17 protein-coding genes are annotated in these 21,633 nt (G+C 71.5%); 12 read left to right on the top strand and 5 right to left on the bottom strand.

All coding sequences use genetic code 11. The annotated features are described in order from the left end of the window. Nucleotides 1-13: 13 nt before the first annotated feature. Both ACIP89_RS29800 and ACIP89_RS29795 read right to left on the bottom strand, forming a co-directional pair. Nucleotides 14-718 carry a glycerophosphodiester phosphodiesterase gene (locus ACIP89_RS29800; RefSeq protein WP_401931980.1) on the bottom strand — a complete coding sequence of 235 codons (705 nt, stop codon included), beginning with the start codon at nt 716-718 and terminating at the stop codon, nt 14-16. Nucleotides 719-741: 23 nt separating this feature from the next. Next, nucleotides 742-1,776, bottom strand: a complete 1,035-nt coding sequence (locus ACIP89_RS29795) for an adenosine deaminase (protein ID WP_401931978.1) — start codon at nt 1,774-1,776, stop codon at nt 742-744. 124 nt (nt 1,777-1,900) lie between these two features. Between ACIP89_RS29795 and ACIP89_RS29790 the strand changes: the two genes are divergently transcribed. Next, complete coding sequence (locus ACIP89_RS29790) at nt 1,901-2,683, top strand: DUF4190 domain-containing protein (RefSeq protein ID WP_402117634.1); 783 nt, start codon at nt 1,901-1,903, stop codon at nt 2,681-2,683. 60 nt (nt 2,684-2,743) lie between these two features. On the opposite strand, the gene ACIP89_RS29785 is transcribed toward ACIP89_RS29790, so the two are convergent. Beyond that, the gene (locus tag ACIP89_RS29785; RefSeq protein ID WP_401932124.1) at nt 2,744-3,298 is read right to left on the bottom strand and encodes an NADAR family protein; all 555 of its coding nucleotides are present in this window, start codon (nt 3,296-3,298) and stop codon (nt 2,744-2,746) included. Between the two features lie 215 nt (nt 3,299-3,513). Here ACIP89_RS29785 and ACIP89_RS29780 point away from each other — a divergent pair, with 215 nt between their 5' ends. From ACIP89_RS29780 to ACIP89_RS29745, 8 genes are all read left to right on the top strand, one after another. Beyond that, the gene (locus tag ACIP89_RS29780; protein ID WP_401931972.1) at nt 3,514-5,028 is read left to right on the top strand and encodes a gamma-aminobutyraldehyde dehydrogenase; all 1,515 of its coding nucleotides are present in this window, start codon (nt 3,514-3,516) and stop codon (nt 5,026-5,028) included. 43 nt (nt 5,029-5,071) lie between these two features. After that, complete coding sequence (locus ACIP89_RS29775; protein ID WP_401931969.1) at nt 5,072-6,322, top strand: spermidine/putrescine ABC transporter substrate-binding protein; 1,251 nt, start codon at nt 5,072-5,074, stop codon at nt 6,320-6,322. Nucleotides 6,323-6,380: 58 nt separating this feature from the next. Further along, a complete protein-coding gene (locus tag ACIP89_RS29770) occupies nt 6,381-7,529 on the top strand; it encodes an ABC transporter ATP-binding protein (protein WP_401932217.1) in 1,149 nt (382 codons plus the stop codon). Then, the gene (locus ACIP89_RS29765) at nt 7,526-8,452 is read left to right on the top strand and encodes an ABC transporter permease (RefSeq protein WP_390092805.1); all 927 of its coding nucleotides are present in this window, start codon (nt 7,526-7,528) and stop codon (nt 8,450-8,452) included. Before ACIP89_RS29770 ends, ACIP89_RS29765 begins: the two co-directional genes overlap by 4 nt. Beyond that, the gene (locus ACIP89_RS29760; protein WP_073739146.1) at nt 8,452-9,255 is read left to right on the top strand and encodes an ABC transporter permease; all 804 of its coding nucleotides are present in this window, start codon (nt 8,452-8,454) and stop codon (nt 9,253-9,255) included. The genes ACIP89_RS29765 and ACIP89_RS29760 overlap by 1 nt, the downstream gene beginning before the upstream one ends. A 23-nt stretch (nt 9,256-9,278) precedes the next feature. Further along, nucleotides 9,279-10,694: an NAD(P)/FAD-dependent oxidoreductase gene (locus ACIP89_RS29755; protein ID WP_402117633.1), complete on the top strand. Its 1,416-nt coding sequence runs from the start codon at nt 9,279-9,281 to the stop codon at nt 10,692-10,694. A gap of 127 nt (nt 10,695-10,821) precedes the next feature. After that, a complete protein-coding gene (locus ACIP89_RS29750; protein ID WP_402117632.1) occupies nt 10,822-11,280 on the top strand; it encodes a hypothetical protein in 459 nt (152 codons plus the stop codon). Between the two features lie 83 nt (nt 11,281-11,363). Beyond that, complete coding sequence (locus tag ACIP89_RS29745; protein ID WP_402117630.1) at nt 11,364-13,193, top strand: chitinase; 1,830 nt, start codon at nt 11,364-11,366, stop codon at nt 13,191-13,193. Here ACIP89_RS29745 and ACIP89_RS29740 read toward each other — a convergent pair. Both ACIP89_RS29740 and gabT read right to left on the bottom strand, forming a co-directional pair. Further along, nucleotides 13,144-13,959 (bottom strand): phosphatase PAP2 family protein, encoded by an 816-nt coding sequence (locus ACIP89_RS29740; protein ID WP_401932222.1) that lies wholly within the window; start codon nt 13,957-13,959, stop codon nt 13,144-13,146. The genes ACIP89_RS29745 and ACIP89_RS29740 overlap by 50 nt on opposite strands. Before the next feature lie 148 nt (nt 13,960-14,107). Beyond that, nucleotides 14,108-15,448 (bottom strand): 4-aminobutyrate--2-oxoglutarate transaminase, encoded by a 1,341-nt coding sequence (gabT, locus tag ACIP89_RS29735; protein WP_401931952.1) that lies wholly within the window; start codon nt 15,446-15,448, stop codon nt 14,108-14,110. A 418-nt stretch (nt 15,449-15,866) separates the two neighbouring features. Here gabT and ACIP89_RS29730 point away from each other — a divergent pair, with 418 nt between their 5' ends. The 3 genes from ACIP89_RS29730 (at nt 15,867) to ACIP89_RS29720 (ending at nt 21,627) form a co-directional block, all read left to right on the top strand. Beyond that, entirely contained in the window at nt 15,867-18,362 is a 2,496-nt protein-coding gene (locus ACIP89_RS29730) for an ATP/GTP-binding protein (RefSeq protein ID WP_402117629.1), read from the top strand. 120 nt (nt 18,363-18,482) lie between these two features. After that, nucleotides 18,483-20,048: a PucR family transcriptional regulator gene (locus tag ACIP89_RS29725; RefSeq protein ID WP_401932226.1), complete on the top strand. Its 1,566-nt coding sequence runs from the start codon at nt 18,483-18,485 to the stop codon at nt 20,046-20,048. A 133-nt stretch (nt 20,049-20,181) separates the two neighbouring features. Beyond that, on the top strand, nt 20,182-21,627 hold the full coding sequence (locus tag ACIP89_RS29720; protein ID WP_401931946.1) for an aldehyde dehydrogenase family protein: 1,446 nt from the start codon (nt 20,182-20,184) through the stop codon (nt 21,625-21,627). Nucleotides 21,628-21,633: the final 6 nt, after the last annotated feature.

Raw genomic sequence — 21,633 nt, 5'->3', positions numbered from 1 at the left:
GATGCCGGACCGATCAAGAAGAGGCATGGTCCGGGGAGTTGGCGATCAGCTTGCGCAGTACATCGACCCGGTTGGTGGTGATGGAGTCCACGCCCTGCCGCAGCAGCCTGCGCATGGTGCGGCCGGTGTCCGCCGTCCAGGCCGAGACCAGCAGCCCGTCCCGGTGGTTGCGGTCCGTCAGCTCCCGGCTCACCAGGCCGAACCGGTAGTTCAGCCAGCGCGGCCGTACCGCCTCCAGCAGCGCCGCCCGGGGCGGCGCGAGGGTCGTCCAGGTCATCGCGATCTCGGCCGACGGATCGGCGGCCCGTACCCGCAGCATCGACTCGGGGCCCGCGCAGTAGTAGGCCCGCTCGCCGGCCCCGCACTCCCGTACCGTCCCGACGATCTTCCGTACCGAGGCCTCGTCGGAGCCGGGCAGATCGACCATGACGCGGTGCGCCCCGACGGCGAGGAGCGCCTCGCGCAGGGTCGGCACGCCGCCCGCCGTCAGCTCGGCCAGCTCCTGCCGGGTGAGCCGGTCCAGCCGCACGTCATGACCCCACAGCCGCTCAAGCGTGGCGTCGTGCAGCAGGACCGGCACACCGTCCCGGGTGACCCGGACGTCGATCTCGACCGCGTCCGCCCCCCGTTCGAGGGCGGAGCGGATCGAGCGGAGGGTGTTCTCGCGGACGCGGTACGGATCGCCGCGGTGCGCGACGGCGGTGACTGGGGTGGCCATGGGGCCATTGTCACCGCCCGGGGTCAGCGGCCGGTGCCCGCCAGCCAGTCCGTCGTGTACGTGTCGATCTCCTCGGCCAGCCCGCGCTTGCCGGCCGGGTCGAGGAAGGACGCCTCGACGGCGTTCTTCGCGAGCGAGGCGAGCCCCCGCTCGTCGAGATCGAGCAGGCGGGCCGCCACCCCGTACTCGCTGTTGAGGTCGGTGCCGAACATGGGCGGGTCGTCGCTGTTGATCGTGACCAGCACACCCGCCTTCACCATCTCCTTGACCGGGTGCTCCTCGATGTCGGCTACCGCGCGGGTCGCGATGTTCGACGTGGGGCAGACCTCCAGCGCGATCCGGTGCTCGGCCAGGTGCTCCAGCAGCTTCGGGTCGCGGACGGAGCTGGTGCCGTGGCCGATGCGCTCGGCGCGCAGCGCGGTCAGCGCGTCCCAGACCGTCTGCGGTCCGGTCGTCTCGCCGGCGTGCGGCACGGAGTGCAGGCCCGCCGCGATGGCGCGGTCGAAGTACGGCTTGAACTGCGGGCGGTCCACCCCGATCTCGGGCCCGCCGAGGCCGAACGAGACCAGCCCCTCCGGCCGCAGGTCGACGGCGAGCCGGGCGGTCTCCTCCGCGGACGCGAGCCCGGCCTCGCCGGGGATGTCGAAGCACCAGCGCAGCACCACGCCCAGCTCGGCCTCAGCCGCCTTGCGGGCGTCCTCTATGGCCTCCATGAAGCCCTGTTCCGGAATGCCGCGCCGGGTCGAGGAGTACGGGGTGACGGTCAGTTCCGCGTAGCGGATGTTCTGCCGTGCCATGTCGCGGGCGACCTCGAAGGTCAGCAGCCGGACGTCCTCCGGGGTGCGGATCAGGTCCACGACCGAGAGGTAGACGTCGATGAAGTGCGCGAAGTCGGTGAAGGAGAAGTAGTCGGCCAGCGCCTCCGGGGCGGTGGGGACCTTGGAATCGGGGTGCTTCGCGGCCAGTTCCGCGACGATGCGGGGCGAGGCGGAACCGACGTGGTGGACATGCAGCTCGGCCTTGGGCAGCCCCGCGATGAAGGGGTGCAGATCGGACAACGGATCCTCCGGGGGCAGGGGGTGGCGCGGGGCCCGGACATACCTGGGTACCGGGCGGCGGACGGAAGTCATCGTAGGACGGGGGCGGGCCGTAGCATGACGGGCATCACGATGGGGGAGGCCCATGTCAGACAACACAGAGCAGCCCGAGGACGGGGCCGTGGCACGCGATCCGTGGGCTCCGCCGGACAACAGGGTGCCGCTGGATAAGAAGAGCCCCCCGGACGACAGCCCGCCGGCCGTGCACGACCAGCAGACCGTCACCGCGATGCCGGGCGCCGACGGGCCGCAGGACGCCGCGCCCACGGCCGGTTTCGGCCCGTCGGGCGGATTCGGCCCTCCGGCCGACACGGGGCAGCCGTCCGGCCCGTACGGTGCGGGGGACGTACCGCCACCGCCCGTCGGCCCGAACGGTCCCGGTCAGCACAGCCCGCCGGCCGCCGGCCAGTACGGCTACCCGGTGGGACCGGCCCAGCCGTCCGCGGGCCAGTACGGCTACCCGGCCGCCCCCCAGTACGGCGGCGGCTACCCGGGCTACCCCGGCTACGGCCAGAACGCCTGGGGGCCGCAGCCCGCGAACGGGCTCGGTATCGCCTCCATGGTGCTCGGCATCATCGCGGTGGCGGGCTTCTGCCTGTACGGGCTGGGGATCATCCTCGGCATCCTCGCGCTGATCTTCGGTCTGATAGGCAGGGGCCGAGCCCGCCGGGGCGAGGCCGACAACGGCGGAGTCGCCCTCGCCGGTATCATCCTCGGTTCGATCGGCATCGTCGTCAGTGCCGTGTTCCTCGGGCTGGTCATCTGGGCCATCGCCAGCGACGACTTCGACGAGGACAGCGGCTCCGGCTACGAGCCGTACTCCGCGTCCCTGGTCATCGACGCCCCGGTCGCCGGAGTGATTCGCTAGGAGGCGGGCCCCGGGCGGACTACCGCCCGCCCGGGGCTCCGCTTCGCCCCGCTGGCCGGTTCATATCCGGCCGGCGTCCTTCCGCCGCAGCTCCGTCCGCGCGTCCATCAGCGCGAAGCCGAGCAGATTCAGCCCCCGCCAGGCCGCCGGGTCCTCCGCACGCGGATCGTCCGCCGCCAGCCCGATGCCCCATATCCGGTCCATCGGACTCGCCTCGACCAGCACCCGCTCGCCCGTGCCCAGCAGGAACCTCCCCAGCGCCGGATCCTGGCCGAACTTGTGCAGGCTGCCCGTCACCACCAGCCCGTACCGCTCGCGCTCCCAGACCGTGTCGTCGAAACCACGGACCAGCCGGCCCGTCTTCTTCGCCTCTGCCGGGCTCTTCGCCGCCACCGCACGGGTCTCCGCCTCCGCGTCACCGAACAGCCGCGCCTTGCCGGCCATCATCCAGTGCTCGGCCGAGGCGTACTCCACCCCGTCGACCGTGAACGGCGACGGCCACCACTGACTGAGGCAGCCCGCCCCGATCTCCCCGTCGGCCCGCGGCCGGTGCCCCCAGAACCTCAGGTACTTCACGCGCTCGCCCCGCCCGGTCCGCGCCACGAGGTCGTCCATGTGTTCCATGACACGTGAGTCTGGCATCCGCCACTGACACTACGTACGGGGAATTCCGCACTGACACGACACATGGTCGACAGATTCCGTTGCGTAACCAAAAGGCAACAACGGAATCACTTGTTGGGCTCGGTCCCCTCTGTCAGGATCGGCACTCAAATCGAGCAGGAGCTACGCCGCCCCGCACTCCGGGAACAGCGGCGGAGGAGAGCGTGATGGGCAACAGCTTCCAGGTACAGGACCGCTTCGCGGACGGCGCGCAGTACATCGGCGGAAGACTGCGACCCGGCACTTCGGGACGCAGCCACGACGTGGTGAACCCGGCCACGGGCAAGACCGTCCACACCTACGAACTGGCCGGCACCGCTGACGTCGACGCGGCCGTCGCCGCCGCACGGGCGGCCTTCCCCGGCTGGTCCGGAGCCACCCCCGCCGAGCGCTCGGAGGCGATGCACCGGTTCGCCGCGGTCCTCGCCGAGCAGGCGGACGACTTCGCGTACGCGGAGTCCCTCCAGTGCGGCAAGCCGGTCAAGCTCTCCACCGAGTTCGACGTGCCCGGCACCGTCGACAACGCCTCCTTCTTCGCGGGCGCCGCCCGCCACCTGGAAGGCAAGTCCGCCGCCGAGTACTCCGGCGACCACACCTCGTACGTACGGCGCGAGGCGATCGGCGTCATCGGCTCCATCGCCCCCTGGAACTACCCGCTCCAGATGGCCGCCTGGAAGGTCCTCCCGGCCGTCGCCGCCGGCAACACCATCGTGCTGAAGCCCGCCGAGATCACCCCGCTGACCTCGCTGATGTTCGCGCAGGCGGCCACCGAGGCGGGCATCCCGGACGGTGTGATCAACATCGTCAACGGCGCGGGCAGGGACGCCGGTGAACACCTCGTCGGCCACCCCGACGTCGTGATGACCTCCTTCACCGGCTCCACCGCCGTCGGGAAGCGGGTCGCGGAGATCGCCACCTCCACCGTCAAGCGCCTCCACCTCGAACTCGGCGGCAAGGCCCCCTTCGTCGTCTTCGACGACGCCGACCTCGAAGCCGCGGTCCACGGAGCGGTCGCCGGCTCCCTCATCAACACCGGCCAGGACTGCACGGCGGCCACCCGCGCCTACGTCCAGCGCCCGCTGTACGACGCCTTCGTGCAGGGCGTCGCGGAGCTGATGGAGACCGTCCGGGTGGGCGACCCGTTCGCCCCGGACACCGACCTGGGCCCCCTGATCAGCCACGCCCAGCGCGACCGGGTCGCCGCGTTCGTCGAGCGCGCCCGCGCCTACGCCACCGTCGTCACCGGCGGCGAGGCCCCCGGCGGCGAGCTGGCCGACGGCGCCTACTACCGGCCGACCCTGATCGCCGGAGCCGCCCAGGACAGCGAGATCGTCCAGGCCGAGATCTTCGGCCCGGTCCTGGTGGTGCTGCCCTTCGACACCGACGACGAGGGCATCGCGCTCGCCAACGACACCCCGTACGGACTCGCCGCCTCCGCCTGGACCCGCGGCCTGTACCGGGCCAATCGCGCCACCCGCGAGATCAAGGCGGGCTGCGTCTGGATCAACGACCACATCCCGATCATCAGCGAGATGCCGCACGGCGGATACAAGGCCAGCGGCTTCGGCAAGGACATGTCGTCGTATTCCTTCGAGGAGTACACGCAGGTCAAGCACGTCATGTACGACAACACGGCGGTCGCCCGCAAGGACTGGCACCGCACGATCTTCGGGGACCGATAACCCGGCCGGTCCGGCCGCACACCCACCCGAAAGGGCAACGCGCATGGAGCAGTACGAGCCCGAGCGTCTCTCCGCGGCCCAGCTGGCCGCGATGCGTCGCACTCTGACCAGCGGCAGGGGAGCTCTCACCCGCCGATCACTGCTGCGCGCCTCCGGTACCGGCGCGCTCACACTCGGCGGGCTGGGCGTGCTCAGCGCGTGCGGAATCCCTCCCGCCAAGCGGGAGGAGGACGCCGCGGCCGCCTCCGACGACCACTCGGCCAAGGAGAAGCAGGTCAACTTCTCCAACTGGACCGAGTACATGGACGTCACCGACGACGGCAAGCACCGGCCCACGCTGGAGCAGTTCACCCGGCGGACCGGGATCAAGGTCAAGTACACCGAGGACATCAACGACAACGTCGAGTTCTTCGGCAAGATCAAGCCGCAGCTCGCGGCCGGCCAGGACACCGGCCGCGACATCATCTGCGTCACGGACTGGCTGGCCGCCCGCATCGTCCGGCTCGGCTGGGCGCAGAAGCTCGACCCCTCGAACCTGCCGCACGCCTACGCCAACCTCTCGGCCCAGTTCCGCTCCCCGGACTGGGACCCCGGCCGCGCCTACTCCTACCCCTGGGCCGGCATCCCCACGGTCATCGCCTACAACGCCAAGGCGACCGGCGGCCGCAGGATCGACTCCGTCAGCCAGCTGCTCGACGACCCGAAGCTCAAGGGCCGGGTCAGCTTCCTCTCGGAGATGCGCGACTCCATCGGCATGACCCTGCTCGACATGGGCAAGGACCCCGCCGCCTTCACCGACGCCGACTACGACGCCGCGATCGGCCGGATCCAGAAGGGCGTCGACCGGAACCAGATCCGCCGGTTCACCGGCAACGACTACACCGCGGACCTCGACAAGGGCGACATCGCCGCCTGCGTCGCCTGGGCCGGCGACATCATCCAGCTCCAGGCCGGCAACCCCGACATCAAGTACGCGATACCCGCCGCGGGCTACGTCATATCCAGCGACAACATGCTGGTACCGGTGAAGGCACGGCACAAGACCAACGCCGAGAAGCTCATGGACCACTACTACCGGCCACCGGTCGCCGCCGAGCTCGCCGCCTACATCAACTTCGTCTGCCCGGTCGACGGCGTCCGCGAGGAGCTCGCCAGGATCGACCGGTCGATGGCCGACAACCCGCTGATCCTCCCGGACAAGAAGATGGCGGCCGCCTCGCACGCCTTCCGGTCCCTGACCGCCGAGGAAGAGACGGCGTACGAGGAGAAGTTCGCCAAGCTCATCGGCGCCTGACACCGCCCCGTCCCGAAGAAACCCCGATCCCCCTCTGACACCACAGGGACCGCCCTCCATGACACAGCAGCAGACAGGCGGCGATGTCCGCCTCACCGGGATCAGCAAGAGGTACGGCTCCTTCGCCGCCGTCCAACCGCTCGATCTGACCGTCCCGCAAGGCTCCTTCTTCGCGCTGCTCGGCGCGTCCGGCTGCGGCAAGACCACCACCCTGCGGATGATCGCGGGCCTGGAGGAGGCCACCACCGGCACCGTCTCGCTCGGCGGCCGCGACATCACCGCCCTCCCCCCGTACAAGCGGCCCGTCAACACCGTCTTCCAGAGCTACGCGCTCTTCCCGCACCTCGACATCACCGAGAACGTCGCCTTCGGACTGCGCCGGCGCGGCATCAAGTCGGTCAAGAAGCAGGTCGACGACATGCTGGAGCTCGTCCAGCTCGGCGACTTCGCCCGGCGCAAGCCGCACCAGCTCTCCGGCGGCCAGCAACAGCGCGTCGCCGTCGCCCGCGCACTGATCAACCACCCCCAGGTGCTGCTCCTCGACGAGCCGCTCGGCGCCCTCGACCTCAAGCTGCGCCGTCAGATGCAGCTCGAACTCAAGCGCATCCAGACCGAGGTCGGCATCACCTTCGTCCACGTCACCCACGACCAGGAAGAGGCCATGACCATGGCCGACACCGTCGCGGTGATGAACGCGGGCCGGGTCGAGCAGCTGGGCGACCCCGCCGATCTCTACGAGAACCCCCGGACGACGTTCGTCGCCAACTTCCTCGGCACCTCGAACCTCATCGAGGGCGAAGTCGTCTCCACCGGCACCGACATCGTCGTATCGGCGGGCGGCGGGAAGCTGCGACTGCCCGAGGGCCGATGTCCCGCGCCGGCCGCGAACGGCGGCAAGCTGCTCCTCGGCATCCGCCCCGAGAAGATCTCCCTCGCGCACCGCGACGACGCGGACGCGATAGCGGAGGGCCGCAACCGGGTCACCGGCCGGATCGTCGACTCCAGCTTCATCGGCGTCTCCACTCAGTACGTGGTGGAGAGCCCGGCCGGGAAGTCGCTCCAGGTGTACGAGCAGAACATCGAGCGTGATTCCAGGCTCACCCCCGGGGCCGAGGTCGTCCTGCACTGGAACCCGGCGCACACCTTCGGCCTCGACGCCGACCAGGACATCGCCGCGGGTGTGGAGACGGTGGAGGACGCGGCGTGAGCGTCACCCAGGAGGCGCCACCCGCTCCCGCCGAGGAGCCGAAGGTGCGCAAGCCCTCCACCCGCAAGCGCCTCGTCCCCTACTGGCTGCTGCTGCCCGGCATCCTCTGGCTCGTCGTCTTCTTCGCGCTGCCGCTGATCTACCAGGGGTCGACCTCCGTCCAGACCGGATCCCTGGAGAAGGGGTTCGAGGTCACCTGGCACTTCCAGACGTACTGGGACGCGCTGAGCGACTACTACCCGCAGTTCGTCCGGTCCCTGCTGTACGCGGGCACCGCCACGATCCTGTGCCTGCTGCTCGGCTACCCGCTGGCCTACCTCATCGCGTTCAAGGCCGGCCGCTGGCGCAACCTGGTGCTGGTGCTGGTCATCGCCCCGTTCTTCACCAGCTTCCTGATCCGCACGCTCGCCTGGAAGACGATCCTTGCGGACGGCGGCGCGGTCGTCGACGTACTGAACACCCTGCACGTCCTCGACGTCACCAGCTGGCTCGGCTGGACCGAGTCCAACCGGGTGCTGGCCACCCCGATGGCGGTGGTCTGCGGTCTCACGTACAACTTCCTGCCGTTCATGATCCTGCCGCTCTACACCTCGCTGGAGCGGATCGACGGCCGGCTGCACGAAGCGGCCGGGGACCTGTACGCCACCCCCGCCACCACCTTCCGGAAGGTGACGTTCCCGCTCTCGATGCCGGGCGTCGTCTCCGGCACCCTGCTGACCTTCATCCCGGCCAGCGGCGACTACGTGAACGCGGAACTGCTGGGATCCACCGACACCAAGATGGTCGGCAGCGTCATCCAGACCCAGTTCCTGCGCGTCCTCGACTATCCGACGGCGGCCGCGCTCTCCTTCATCCTGATGGCGGTCGTCCTGATCGCGGTCACTGTCTACATCCGCCGCTCCGGGACGGAGGACCTGGTCTGATGCCCGTACTGCGCTGGCTGCGACGCCACCTCATCGTCATCGCGGGTCTGCTGACCCTCGCCTACATGATCCTGCCGAACATCGTCGTGATGGTGTTCTCCTTCAACAAGCCCAACGGGCGGTTCAACTACTCCTGGCAGCGCTTCTCGCTGGACGCCTGGAAGGACCCCTGCGGAGTGGCCGACATGTGCGGCTCGCTCTCGCTCTCGCTCCAGATCGCCGTCTGGGCCACGGTCGGCGCGACCGTGCTCGGCACGATGATCGCGTTCGCCCTGGTCCGCTACCGCTTCCGGGCGCGCGGCGCGATCAACTCGCTGATCTTCCTGCCGATGGCGATGCCCGAGGTCGTCATGGCCGCGTCCCTGCTCACGCTCTTCCTCAACATGGGCGCGCAGCTGGGCTTCTGGACGATCCTCATCGCGCACATCATGTTCTGCCTCAGCTTCGTGGTGACGGCGGTCAAGGCGCGGGTCATGTCGATGGACCCCAGGCTGGAGGAGGCGGCCCGCGATCTGTACGCCGGGCCCGTGCAGACCTTCGTACGGGTGACGCTGCCGATCGCCGCCCCCGGAATCGCCGCGGGAGCGCTGCTCGCTTTCGCGCTCTCCTTCGACGATTTCATCATCACCAATTTCAACGCGGGCTCGACCGTGACCTTCCCCATGTTCGTCTGGGGATCGGCACAGCGCGGCACGCCCGTGCAGATCAACGTCATCGGTACGGCGATGTTCATCATTGCGGTACTGGTGGTTCTCGCCGGCCAGCTGATAGCGAACCGGCGGAAGAACAACGCACGACCCTGAAAGTCCCTAAGGAGTTGGAAAACATGGCCCCAGTCGCCATGAGTGCCGCCGCCCAGTCAATCGCCGGTGCCAAGCCGCTGTCGTTCTGGCTGGACGACCCCGGCAGGCCCGAGGCGCTCCCCGCGCTCACCGGAGACGAGCACTGCGACCTCCTCGTCATCGGCGCCGGCTACAGCGGACTGTGGACCGCGCTGCTCGCCAAGGAGCGCGAACCGGAACGCGATGTCGTACTGATCGAGGGGCACGAGACGGGCTGGGCCGCCTCGGGCCGCAACGGCGGATTCTGCGCCGCATCGCTCACCCACGGCCTGTCCAACGGGCTGGAGCGCTGGCCCGACGAGATCGGGAAGCTGGAGGAGATGGGCGCGCGCAACCTCGACGCCATCGAGGAGGCGGTCGCCCGCTACGGCATCGACTGCGAGTTCGAGCGCACCGGTGAGATCGACGTCGCCACTCAGCCCCACCAGCTCGAAGAGCTGCGGGAATGGCACCAGGAGCTGGAGCGTCGCGGCTTCGGCGGCGTCGAGTTCCTCGACGGTGACGCGCTGCGCGACCAGGTCGACTCACCGACATTCCTGGGTGGCCTCTGGGACCGCCGCGGGGTCGCGATGCTGCACCCCGCCAAGCTGGCCTGGGGCCTGAAGCAGGCCTGCCTCGATCTGGGGGTCCGGATCTACGAGCACACCCGGGGCCTGGAGCTGGCCAGAACCGGAACCGGAATGGCGGTCCGGACCCCGGCCGGAAGGGTGCTCGCCCGCCGCGTCGCCCTCGGCACGAACATCTTCCCCTCGCTCGTGAAGCGGGTGCGCCCGTACACCGTCCCGGTCTACGACTACGCGCTGATGACGGAGCCGCTGACCGCCGGACAGCTCGACGCCATCGGCTGGAGGAACCGGCAGGGGCTGGGGGACAGTGCCAACCAGTTCCATTACTTCCGGCTTTCCGCGGACAACCGGATCCTGTGGGGCGGATACGACGCGATCTATCCGTACGGGGGACGGCTCAGTGCCGCGCTCGACCAGCGTCCGGAGACATTCCTGAAGCTCGCCGGACAGTTCTTCGAGTGCTTTCCGCAATTGGCTGGAGTGCGTTTCACCCATGCCTGGGGCGGCGCGATCGACACCTGTTCCCGGTTCTCCGCGTTCTTCGGCACCGCGCATCAGGGCCGGGTCGCCTATGCCGCCGGATACACCGGACTCGGCGTCGGGGCCACCCGGTTCGGCGCCGAGGTGATGCTCGACCTGCTGGCCGGCGAGGAGACGGAGCGGACCGCGCTGGAGATGGTGCGCAGCAAGCCGATGCCGTTCCCGCCGGAGCCCTTCGCGTGGGCCGGCATCGAGCTGACGAAGCGCTCGCTGGCACGGGCCGACGACAACGGCGGCCACCGCAATCTCTGGCTGCGGACGATGGACCGGCTGGGGCTCGGCTTCGACAGCTGAGCCGGGGCGTGACCCAGTTCACTACCGGCTGGTAGCCGAACTCGCGTAATGGATCGGCTCCACCGCGCTCTCTCCCGTGAACGCACCCGCGACTCGCCGCGGGTGGGATACGGAACGGAGGCGGGTCATGGCTGGCTCGGGGGTCAGGGCAGCGGTCGAGTGGCTTGTGTCGGTGGCGCCGGACCCGGACGCCTGCCGGTGGGAGTGGGAGCGCAATCCCCGGGGGATCGCGCTCCTTCCCGCCGGCCTGCGCTGGGACGTGCTGATTCTGCCGGGGAGGCTGGGCTATCCGGCGCTCGATGTGCTCACCCGGCTCATCGACCGGCCGGGGCCGGTCCTCGCCGGCTTCGGTGACGCCCGAATGGGGTTCTTCGTGCCGCCGGGCACCGCGGACCGGTGGATCGGGACGGGGGTGCGGGGCGCGGGCCGGGGGACCTGGATCGTGGTGCCCTACCCAGGACGGGTCACGGGCGGGGTGCGCTGGCTGGTTCCGCCGGACGGATCGGGCACGCTCACCGACGTCGCCCTGCTGGAACTCGCGATGCACGAGGCCGCGGGAGGGGCCGCCGCGGGGGAGGCCACATAGGCGCCGGGTGCCAGAGGTCTTGACAACCGGATTGGTCTGGACCATGTTGTGGCCACCCGATTCCCCCCTGCACGGAGGCCGTTGTGGAACGTACGGGACCCCCTGCCCGCATCACCGGACTGCTGGCCGCCTTCACGGCCGCCCTGCTGGCAGCGGGCGGCCTGGCCGCCTCGGCGCCGAGTGCCGCCGCTGCCGACGCCGATCTGGCCCGCAACGGAACCTTCGAAGCCGGCCTGGACGGCTGGAGCTGTACGGGCGGCAGCGGAGCCGCCGTCAGCACCCCGGTGCACGGCGGCACCTCCGCGCTGAAGGCGACCCCGGCCGGCAGCGACTACGCCAAGTGCTCCCAGGCCGTCACGGTCAAGCCCGACTCCACGTACACGCTGAGCTCCTGGGTGCAGGGCGGCTACGTCTACCTGGGCGCGGAGGGCACCGGCACGACCGACGTGTCCACCTGGACGCAGTCCGCCGGGGCCTGGCAGAAGCTCTCCACCACGTTCAAGACCGGCGCGTCCACCACCTCGGTCAAGGTGTACACGCACGGCTGGTACGGCACCCCCGCGTACTACGCCGACGACCTCAGCCTCGTCGGCCCCGGCGGCGACCCGGTCGCGCTCCCGGCGGTACCGGCGGGCCTCAAGGCGGGCACCGCCACCGCGTCCTCCGTCCCCCTTTCGTGGACGGCGGCCTCCGGCGCCACCGGCTACAACGTCTACCGGGGCGGCACGAAGGTCCTCTCCACCACCGGTACCTCCGCCACCGTGACCGGCCTCACCGCCTCGACCGCGTACAGCTTCCAGGTCACCGCCACCAACGCGGCGGGGGAGTCCGCCAAGTCCGCCGCGGTGCCCGCCACCACCAAGTCCGCCGGCAGCGGGGGAGAGGGCGGCGCCGAGCTGCCGGCCCACGCCCTCGTCGGCTATCTGCACTCCAGCTTCGCCAACGGCTCCGGCTACACCCGGATGGCGGACGTGCCCGACTCCTGGGACGTCATCGACCTGGCCTTCGGTGAACCCACCTCCGTCACCTCCGGCGACATCCGCTTCTCGCTGTGCCCGGTGGCCGAGTGCCCGAACGTCGAGTCGGCGGCCGAGTTCAAGGCGGCCATCAAGGCCAAGCAGGCCGCGGGCAAGAAGGTGCTGATCTCCATCGGCGGCCAGAACGGACAGGTGCAGCTCGCCACCACCGCCGCCCGTGACACCTTCGTCTCCTCGGTCAGCAAGATCATCGACGAGTACGGTCTGGACGGACTCGACATCGACTTCGAGGGCCACTCGCTCTCGCTGAACACCGGCGACACCGACTTCCGCAGCCCCACCACGCCGGTCATCGTCAACCTGATCTCCGCGGTGAAGACGCTCAAGGCCAAGTACGGCGAGAAGTTCGTGCTCACCATGGCCCCCGAGACCTTCTTCGTGCAGCTCGGCTACCAGTACTACGGCTCGGGCCCCTGGGGCGGCCAGGACCCGCGGGCCGGCGCCTACCTCCCGGTGATCCACGCCCTGCGCGACGACCTCACCCTGCTGCACGTCCAGGACTACAACTCCGGCTCCATCATGGGCCTGGACAACCAGTACCACTCGATGGGCGGCGCCGACTTCCACATCGCGATGACCGACATGCTGCTGGCCGGCTTCCCGGTGGCGGGCGACCAGACCAAGGTCTTCCCGGGCCTGCGCCCCGACCAGGTCTCGATCGGCCTCCCGGCCTCGACCCAGGCGGGCAACGGGCACACCTCGCCCGCCGAGGTCACCAAGGCGCTGAACTGCCTGACGAAGAAGACCGACTGCGGCTCGTACGCCACCCACGGCACCTGGTCCGGACTGCGCGGACTGATGACCTGGTCGATCAACTGGGACCGCTTCAACAACTGGGAGTTCTCGAAGAACTTCGACGCCTACTTCGGCGGCTGAGCGACAGCGGGACCAGTAGCAGCCCGCACAGGAACCAGCTGCCCAGCACGTCCAGCGGCCAGTGGTAGCCGCGCAGCACCAGACCGATGCCCGTCGCCGCCGTCAGCAGGACGGCGGCGACGGGCATCATCCATGAGCGCCGCGGATACGGGGCGAGCAGCAGCGCCGCGGCCCCGTACGCCACCGCCGCGGTCGCCGCGTGGCCGGAGGGGTAGTAGCCGGTGGCCTCGGTCAGCGGACCGGGGCGGGCGATCCAGTCCTTGAGCGGGACGACGAGCAGCGGCACCGCGGCCATGGTGAGCGCCGCGGTGACCGGGGCGCGGCGCGCACCGCGCACCAGCGACCAGACGATGGCGCAGCCCAGCACCGGGAGCGCGACCTGCGTGTTGCCGAGATCCGCGAGGAATTCGGTGAGCCCGGCCGGACCGTGACCCACCAGGGCCCGGCCGGTGCGCTCGTCGAGGCTCCGCAGCGGGCCGTCGGCAGCGATCTGCCAGGTGGTGAGCGCGAACAGGGCCAGCAGGCCGGACACCACGGAAAAGAGAAGAGCCGCCCGTCCCGGAACAGGGGGGGTTGTTCCGGGACGGACGGCCGGACCGGTGTGCCGCGCGCCCCGGGGGGTGTGGGGCGGGCGGCCATCCGATCGGTGAGGAGTTCCGGAGCCCGAGGCTCCAGTGGTGTGCGCGAAGGCACAACCAGGACGGTGCTGGGGGAGCTCCGACCCGGTGTCGCCGGCAGTCCCCTGCGGGCGGGGTGTTTCTCTCATCTGCGCAAACCGTACGTCAGGTGGTGGGGGGTCCGACAGCGGGAACGTTATCCCGCCATCGCCCCCGCACACCTTCTTCACAGGTGCCCATCCGGGTGCCGGGCATCCCCGGAGGAAACACCGCGCCGGCTCCGGAGCCCCGCACGGATCAGACCCCGGCGAACGCCTGCTCGATGACGTCGAGGCCCTCGGTCAGCAGGTCCTCACCGATCACCAGCGGCGGCAGGAAGCGCAGGACGTTGCCGTACGTGCCACAGGTGAGCACCAGCACGCCCTCGGCATGGCAGGCCTTGGCGAGCCGCGCGGCCGCCTCCGGGTTCGGGTCCTTCGTGCCGGGCTTCACCAGCTCGATCGCGATCATCGCGCCGCGGCCCCGGATGTCGCCGATGAGGTCGCCGTTCGGCAGCTTGGCCCGCATCTCGGCGAGGCGCCCCTTCATGACCTCCTCGATGCGCCTGGCCTTCCCGTTCAGGTCCAGCTCGCGCATCGTCTCGATCGCGCCGAGCGCACCGGCGCAGGCGACCGGGTTCCCGCCGTACGTGCCGCCGAGGCCGCCGGAGTGCGCCGCGTCCATGATCTCGGCGCGGCCGGTGACGGCGGAGAGCGGCAGTCCGCCCGCGATGCCCTTGGCGGTGGTGATCAGGTCGGGGACGATGCCCTCGTCCTCGCAGGCGAACCACTGGCCGGTGCGGCAGAAGCCGGACTGGATCTCGTCCGCGACGAAGACGATGCCGTTGTCCTTGGCGAACCGCGCGATCGCCGGGAGGAAGCCCTTGGCCGGCTCGATGAAGCCGCCCTCGCCGAGCACCGGCTCGATGACGATCGCGGCCACGTTGTCCGCGCCGATCTGCTTGGTGATCTCGTCGATGGCCTGCGCGGACGCCTCGGCACCGGCGTTCTCGGCGCCGGTCGGCCAGCGGTAGCCGTACGCCACCGGGACGCGGTAGACCTCGGGGGCGAACGGGCCGAAGCCCTGCTTGTACGGCATGTTCTTCGCCGTCATGCCCATGGTGAGGTTGGTCCGGCCGTGGTAGCCGTGGTCGAAGACGACGACGGCGGTGCGCTTGGTGTACGCACGGGCGATCTTCACCGCGTTCTCGACGGCCTCCGCGCCCGAGTTGAACAGCGCGGACTTCTTCGCGTGGTCGCCCGGCGTCAGCTCGGCGAGCTGCTCACAGACCTCCACGTACCCCTCGTACGGGGTGACCATGAAACAGGTGTGGGTGAAGTCCGCGAGCTGCGCGGACGCCCGGCGCACCACGGCCTCCGCGGAGGCGCCGACCGACGTCACGGCGATGCCGGAGCCGAAGTCGATCAGCCGGTTGCCGTCCACGTCCTCGATGATCCCGCCACCGGCACGGGCGGTGAACACCGGCAGGGTGGAGCCCACCCCCGCGGCGACCGCCGCGAGCCGGCGGGCCTGCAGCTCCACCGACTTCGGGCCGGGAATGGCGGTGACGACGCGGCGCTCCTGCGGAATTGCGGTCATGCGGGGCTCCTGGATGCTTCGGACGTTGTGTCTCGGACGCTTCTGTTTCTGCAGGCTAGGGCCTGTACCGAGCCGTCCAGCAGAAGAGGGAGCGGGGCTGGGTGCGTGCGATCGCAAGGCGCCGGAGGGGGCCCGCCCTGCTCAAGCGAGGCCGAGAGCTTGGGGGAGTGCGTGCCCAGCCCCGTGACGCTGCGGGACGACTCGGTACAGACCCTAGGGGCGGGGGCGCGGCGTGGGCATGCTCCGATCGGGAGTGGTGGCGGACGTGTCCTTGTCCGCGACGGACAGAAGGCGGTACGGGGGGAGCGCGGGCGGCCCCAGCTCCGTCACTATCCGGGCGGGTTGCTGAACTCCCCGTGTCCGCGCACTAGATTGACCGTGCAGCGGTCGGACCTGGCTGGTCAGGGGGCAACGGTTCATGGACAACGAAGGCACGCACGGCGCCCGGGGCACGCGGGGTGCGCAGCCGCCCGACGGCGGCCCCGGCCGCCCCGGCGGCGCGGTGCCGCACCCGGCGGGACCGCCTCCCGCGCGGCCGCCCGGCCCACCGCCGATGGCCCCGCCGGTGTTCCCGCCCGCGGTGCCGGCGCCCTCGGCGGAGCCGTCCGCGGCGATTCCGCCCGGCCGGGACCGCCCCGCCGGAACGGGGGCGCCCACCGCGGACTGGCTGAACGCCCCGCGCCCCGAGAGCGATCCCGGCGTGTGGCGCTACGCCTACGTGCCCCGGCCCGCCGAACGGCAGGCACGCCCCTCCCTGGTGGGGCCGGCCGCCACCCTGCTGCTGTGGCTGCTGCTGTGGCTGCTGCTCGACCAGCGAAACATCCCGTACGTGTTCAAACCGATCGAGATCATCACCGGACCCGAATGGTGGACCTTCGGCACCCTCAGGGACGGCGCGCCCGCGCTGGTAGAAGTCTCCACCAAGCTCTATTACCAGGCCCTGGTGGTCCTCCTGGGCTTCTGGGCCGCCCGGATCGGCAACTGGGCCGGGCTCTTCCACTACTACGCGGGAGAACGGCTCGGCCGGTCCAGAGCGCTGGCCACGGTGGCGGGGGCGGCGCTGGCCCTATGGCTCTACTTCAGCCAGCGCGTGCCGCTGGTGGGCCTGCTGTACTCCCTCATTCCCCAGGGCGTGCAGCAGGGCGGCGGCAACAAGTACCTGGCCGTGCTGATCTCCTGGATCCTCTACGCCGTGGCGGCCGCCTTGATCATCTGGCCCTTCGCCCGGATCGGCGCGTGGTCGAAGGAACTGCCCCCCCTCCTGCCGGCGAAGCTGCGCCCCCTCCTGAAGCGCGGCACCCCCGCGCCGCCCCGGCGTCCCCGGGCCGCCCCCGCGCAGACCGGGCCCGCCCCGGCGGAGTGGCCGGAGCTGCGGGCCGCGGGCCGGACGGAGGCCGCGGAGGCGCTCACGGCCGCCGTGCGCACCGGCCGGATGAACGATGTGGACTGCGTACGGCTGCGGCACGCCTGGGCCGTCGCCCGGACCCGAGCGGACCGCCTCGAATCCTTCACCGAGACCGTGCTGCGCAAGGGCCCGGCCGCCTACCTGCACCCCTCGGGCGACCGCGATCTGCCGCTGCGCACCGCGCCGCACGACCCGCTCACCGGCCAGGTCCGGATCGGCGACTGCGCGGACGACCCGCGCAACCCCTATCCGCGCCGGGGTTCCGGCCTGGCCCTGGAGCCCGCCTCGCTGGGCACCTCGCTGCTGGCCGTGGGCCCGCCGGGCTCGGGCAAGACCGCCGCGGTGGTCCGGCCGGTCATCGAATCCCTCGCCATCGGGGCGCTCACCGGCCAGGCCGCGGTGCTCGCCGTCGGCGGGGCGGGCGCACAGCTGGGACCGGACGACGCCTACGACGTCGTCGTCCGGATCGGTGACCCCGGCTCCGTGCACGACTTCGACCTGTACGGCGGCACCACCGACCCCGACGAGGCCGCGGCCACCCTCGCGGAAGGGCTGGCCGGTGACCTCCCGGGCCTGGACAGCAGGCGCGCGGGCACCGTCCTCGGCCAGCTCCTCGGCCCCTACCGCACCGTCCACGGCAGGTTCCCCGGCGTCCCCGAACTCCGCGAACTCCTGGAGGGCTCCGTCACCGCGCTGGCCGCCCTGCGCCAGGCCCTGGAGGCGGGCGGCGAGCACACGATGCTCCGCGAGCTGGACGCCCGCGCCCGGCAGGCGGGCGGCCCGGGGGATCCGGCCGCCGTCCTCGCCGACCGGATCGCCGTGCTCGACCGGCCGGCCTTCGCCGCCTTCTTCTCCACCGGGGAGGACGCCCGGCCGTTCTCACTGCGCTCCCTGGAGAAGCATCCGATGCGGGTCCGCATCGACCTCCCGGAGCGCGCCCACGCCGAGGCGTCCCACGTACTGGCCCGCCTCATCCTCGCCCAGTTCAACGCGATCGCCGCGGCCCGCTCCGACCGCTCCCTGTTCGTCTGCCTCGTCCTGGACGACGCCACCCACACCGTCACCGCCGAGACCGTGCGGGGCATCCGGCGGCTGCGGTCCGTCAACGCGGGGGCGGTCCTCGCGCTGCGGACCCTGGACGACGTGCCCGAGGCGCTGCACACCGCCCTGCTCGGGTCCGTCGGCTGCAACATGGCCTTCGCGGGCGTCTCCACCTGGGACGGCAAACGCTTCGCCGAGGCGTGGGGCAAGGAGTGGGTGGAGGTCCGGGAGGTCGCCCAGCACGGCGTCTTCGCCGACCAGCCGCTCACCCGGGCCCTGCACGCCCTGCGGAAGCTGGCCACCGGCAAGGCCGTGACCACGGACGCCGTGACCGTTCGCCAGGTCGAACGGGAACGCTGGTCCGCCTCCGGTCTCGCCTACGAGGTCGCGGCCGGCCACGCGGTGATCTCCCTCACCACGGTCGACGGCCGGCACGCGCCCCCGCTCCTGATGAGACTGGGCGCCTGAGGCCGGCGGTACAGGAGAGGCGGCAGCGGTTACGGGAACCCTGCCGCCCTGGCAGAATCGATGGTGGCCGTTCATACGCGACGGCGCAATCGACGCCCCCTCCCAAAGGTCGCCCGTCCCATGCCGCCCACGCTCGCCTCGCTCGTCCAGCACTCGGCGCTCAAACTCACGGTCCGTGCGGGGGCGGACCGGCTCGACACGCCCGTGCGCTGGGCGCACGCCAGTGAGCTGGCCGACCCCGTCCGCTACATGGAGGGCGGCGAGCTGCTGCTGGTCACCGCGACCAACCTCGACGCGGCGAGCCCGGAGGGCATGCGGCGGTACGTACGACGGCTGGCCGGGTCCGGGGTCGTCGGCGTGGGCTTCGCCGTCGGCGTCAACTACGACGAGGTGCCGGAGGCACTGATCGAGGCCGCGGAGGAAGCGGGGCTGCCGCTCCTCGAAGTGCCCCGCCGCACCCCGTTCATCGCCATCGCCAAGGCCGTCTCCTCCGAGATCGCCGCCGACCAGTACCGGGCCGTCACCGCCGGATTCGAGGCGCAGCGCGAACTCACCAGGGCGGCGCTCGCCGGGGACGGCCCCGGCGAACTCCTCACCCGGCTCGCCGCCCACGTCGACGGCTGGGCCGCGCTGTACGACGCCTCCGGGGCCGTCGTGGCCGCCGCCCCCGACTGGGCCGCCCGCCGCGCCGCCCGGCTCACCCCCGACGTGGAACGCCTGCGGGACCGCCCGGCCCCCGCCAGCGCGGTCGTGGGCGGCAGCGACGACCGGGTCGAGCTCCAGTCCCTGGGCACCGGACGCCGGGCCCGCGGCGCGCTCGCCGTCGGCACCGGGGCCGCCCTCGGCACCGCGGAACGGTACGCCGTGCACTCGGCGGTGGCCCTGCTCACCCTCATCACCGCCCGCTCCCGCTCGCTCCAGGGCGCCGAACAGCGACTCGGCGCGGCGGTGCTGCGGATGCTGCTCGCCGGCCAGCCCGACCACGCCCGTGCCGTCGCCGGAGACCTCTACGGCGGGCTGCTCGACGCGCCGTTCCGGCTGCTTATCGCGGAGGCGTCCGAATCCTCGGCCACGGGGCAGCTGGCCGAGGCGATGGAGACCGCGGCGACCCGGTCGGGCGAGACCGTGCTGATGGTGCCCGAGGGCGAACGCCTCGTCGTCCTGGCCGCGGACGGCGGCACCGCGGTCGCCGCCTGCACGGCCTACGCCGAGGCCCAGGAGAAACGGCCCGCGCACGAACCGGCGGACGACAGCCTGGTGGTCGTCGGCCTCTCCGCCCCCGCGGGCCCGATCGCCGTCTCGGCCGCGTACAAGCAGGCCGAGCAGGCCCTGTCCGTGGCCCGCCGGCGGGGCAGGGCGCTGGTCGAGCACGAGGAGCTGGCGACCGGCTCGGTGCTCCCGCTGCTCGCCGACGACGCGGTGCGCGCCTTCGCGGACGCCATGCTCCGCGCCCTGTACGAACACGACACCAAGGGCCGCGGCGATCTGGTCGCCTCGCTGCGGGCCTGGCTCTCCCACCACGGCCAGTGGGATGCCGCCGCGGCGGACCTGGGGGTGCACCGGCACACCCTGCGCTACCGGATGCGGCGGGTGGAGGAGATCCTCGGCCGGTCGCTGGACGATCCGGACAGCCGGATGGAGCTCTGGCTGGCCCTCAAGGTCACCGGCCCGCCGACGACGCCGTAGCGACACGGGTCCACCTGCGACAAACCGGCGCACCCCGGAGCGCCTCTGCTCCACCCCGGACAAACGCCAGGAGGACGGCACGCCCCTACGGTGGGGGACGGCACACCCACGACATCGAAGGGCCGGAACCTCCATGACCTCCACCCACGCCTTCTGGCTGGCCGGCCGCGAGGCCACCGGCGAGAAAAGCTTCGACGTCACCAGCCCCTGGGACGGCCGCCTCGTCGGCACCGTCGCCGTGCCCACCGAGGCCCAGGTGGAGGAGGCGGTCGCCGCCGCCCACGCCGTGCGCGACGAGTTCGCCGCCACCCCGGCCCACGTCCGCGCCGCCGCGCTCGACCACGTCGCCCGCCGGCTGACCGAGCGCACCGAGGAGATCGCCCAGCTGATCTCCGCCGAGAACGGCAAGCCCGTCAAGTGGGCGCGCGGCGAGGTCGGCCGCGCCGTCTCGGTGTTCCGGTTCGCCTCCGAGGAGGCCCGCCGCTTCAACGGCGGCGAGGCCCAGCGGCTGGACACCGACGCCGGCGGCACCGGCCGGCTCGGCCTCACCCGGCGCTTCCCGCGCGGCACGGTCCTGGGCATCGCACCGTTCAACTTCCCGCTGAACCTCAGCGCCCACAAGGTCGCCCCGGCCATCGCCGTCGGCGCCCCGATCATCCTGAAGCCCGCCCCGGCCACCCCGATCTCCTCGCTGATCCTGGGCGAGCTGCTGGCCGAGACCGACCTGCCGGCCGGTTCCTGGTCCGTGCTGACGGTCCCCAACGACCGGATGCCCGCCCTCGTCCAGGACGAGCGGCTGCCGGTGATCTCGTTCACCGGCTCCGCCCCGGTCGGCTACTCGATCATGGACTCGGTGCCGCGCAAGCACTGCACCCTGGAGCTCGGCGGCAACGGCGCGGCGGTCGTCCTCGCCGACTACGCCTCGGAGGCGGACCTGGACTGGGCCGCGACCCGCATCGCGACCTTCTCCAACTACCAGGGCGGCCAGTCCTGCATCTCCGTACAGCGCGTCATCGCGGACGCCGCCGTCTACGACCGGCTGCTCCCGAAGATCGTCGCGGCCGTGGAGGCCCAGGTCACCGGCGACCCGTCCGACGCCGCCACCGACGTCGGCCCGCTGGTCAACGAGGACGCGGCCAAGCGCGTCGAGTCCTGGGTCGACGAGGCCGTACAGGCCGGCGGCAAGCTGCTCACCGGCGGCGAGCGCGACGGGGCGACCTACGCGCCGACCGTCCTCACCGACCTCCCCGACGGGGTCAGCCTCTCCTGCGAGGAGGTCTTCGGGCCGGTGCTCTCGGTACAGAAGGTGGACGGCGAGGCCGAGGCGTTCGCCTCCGTCAACTCCTCCAAGTACGGCCTCCAGGCAGGCGTCTTCACCCACGACCTGCAGACCGCCTTCCGCGCCCACCGCGCGCTGGAGGTCGGCGGCGTGATCATCGGCGACGTCCCCTCGTACCGCGCGGACCAGATGCCGTACGGCGGCACCAAGCAGTCCGGCACCGGCCGCGAGGGTGTCCGGTACGCGATGGACGACTACACCTACGAGCGGGTCCTGGTCCTCACCGGTCTCGCCCTGTAGTGCCGC

The organism is Streptomyces sp. NPDC088730 (assembly GCF_044751215.1).
GTDB lineage: Bacteria > Actinomycetota > Actinomycetes > Streptomycetales > Streptomycetaceae > Streptomyces.
The sequence above is the reverse complement of the archived record's forward strand: the minus strand, read 5'-3'. Positions and strand labels throughout refer to the sequence as shown.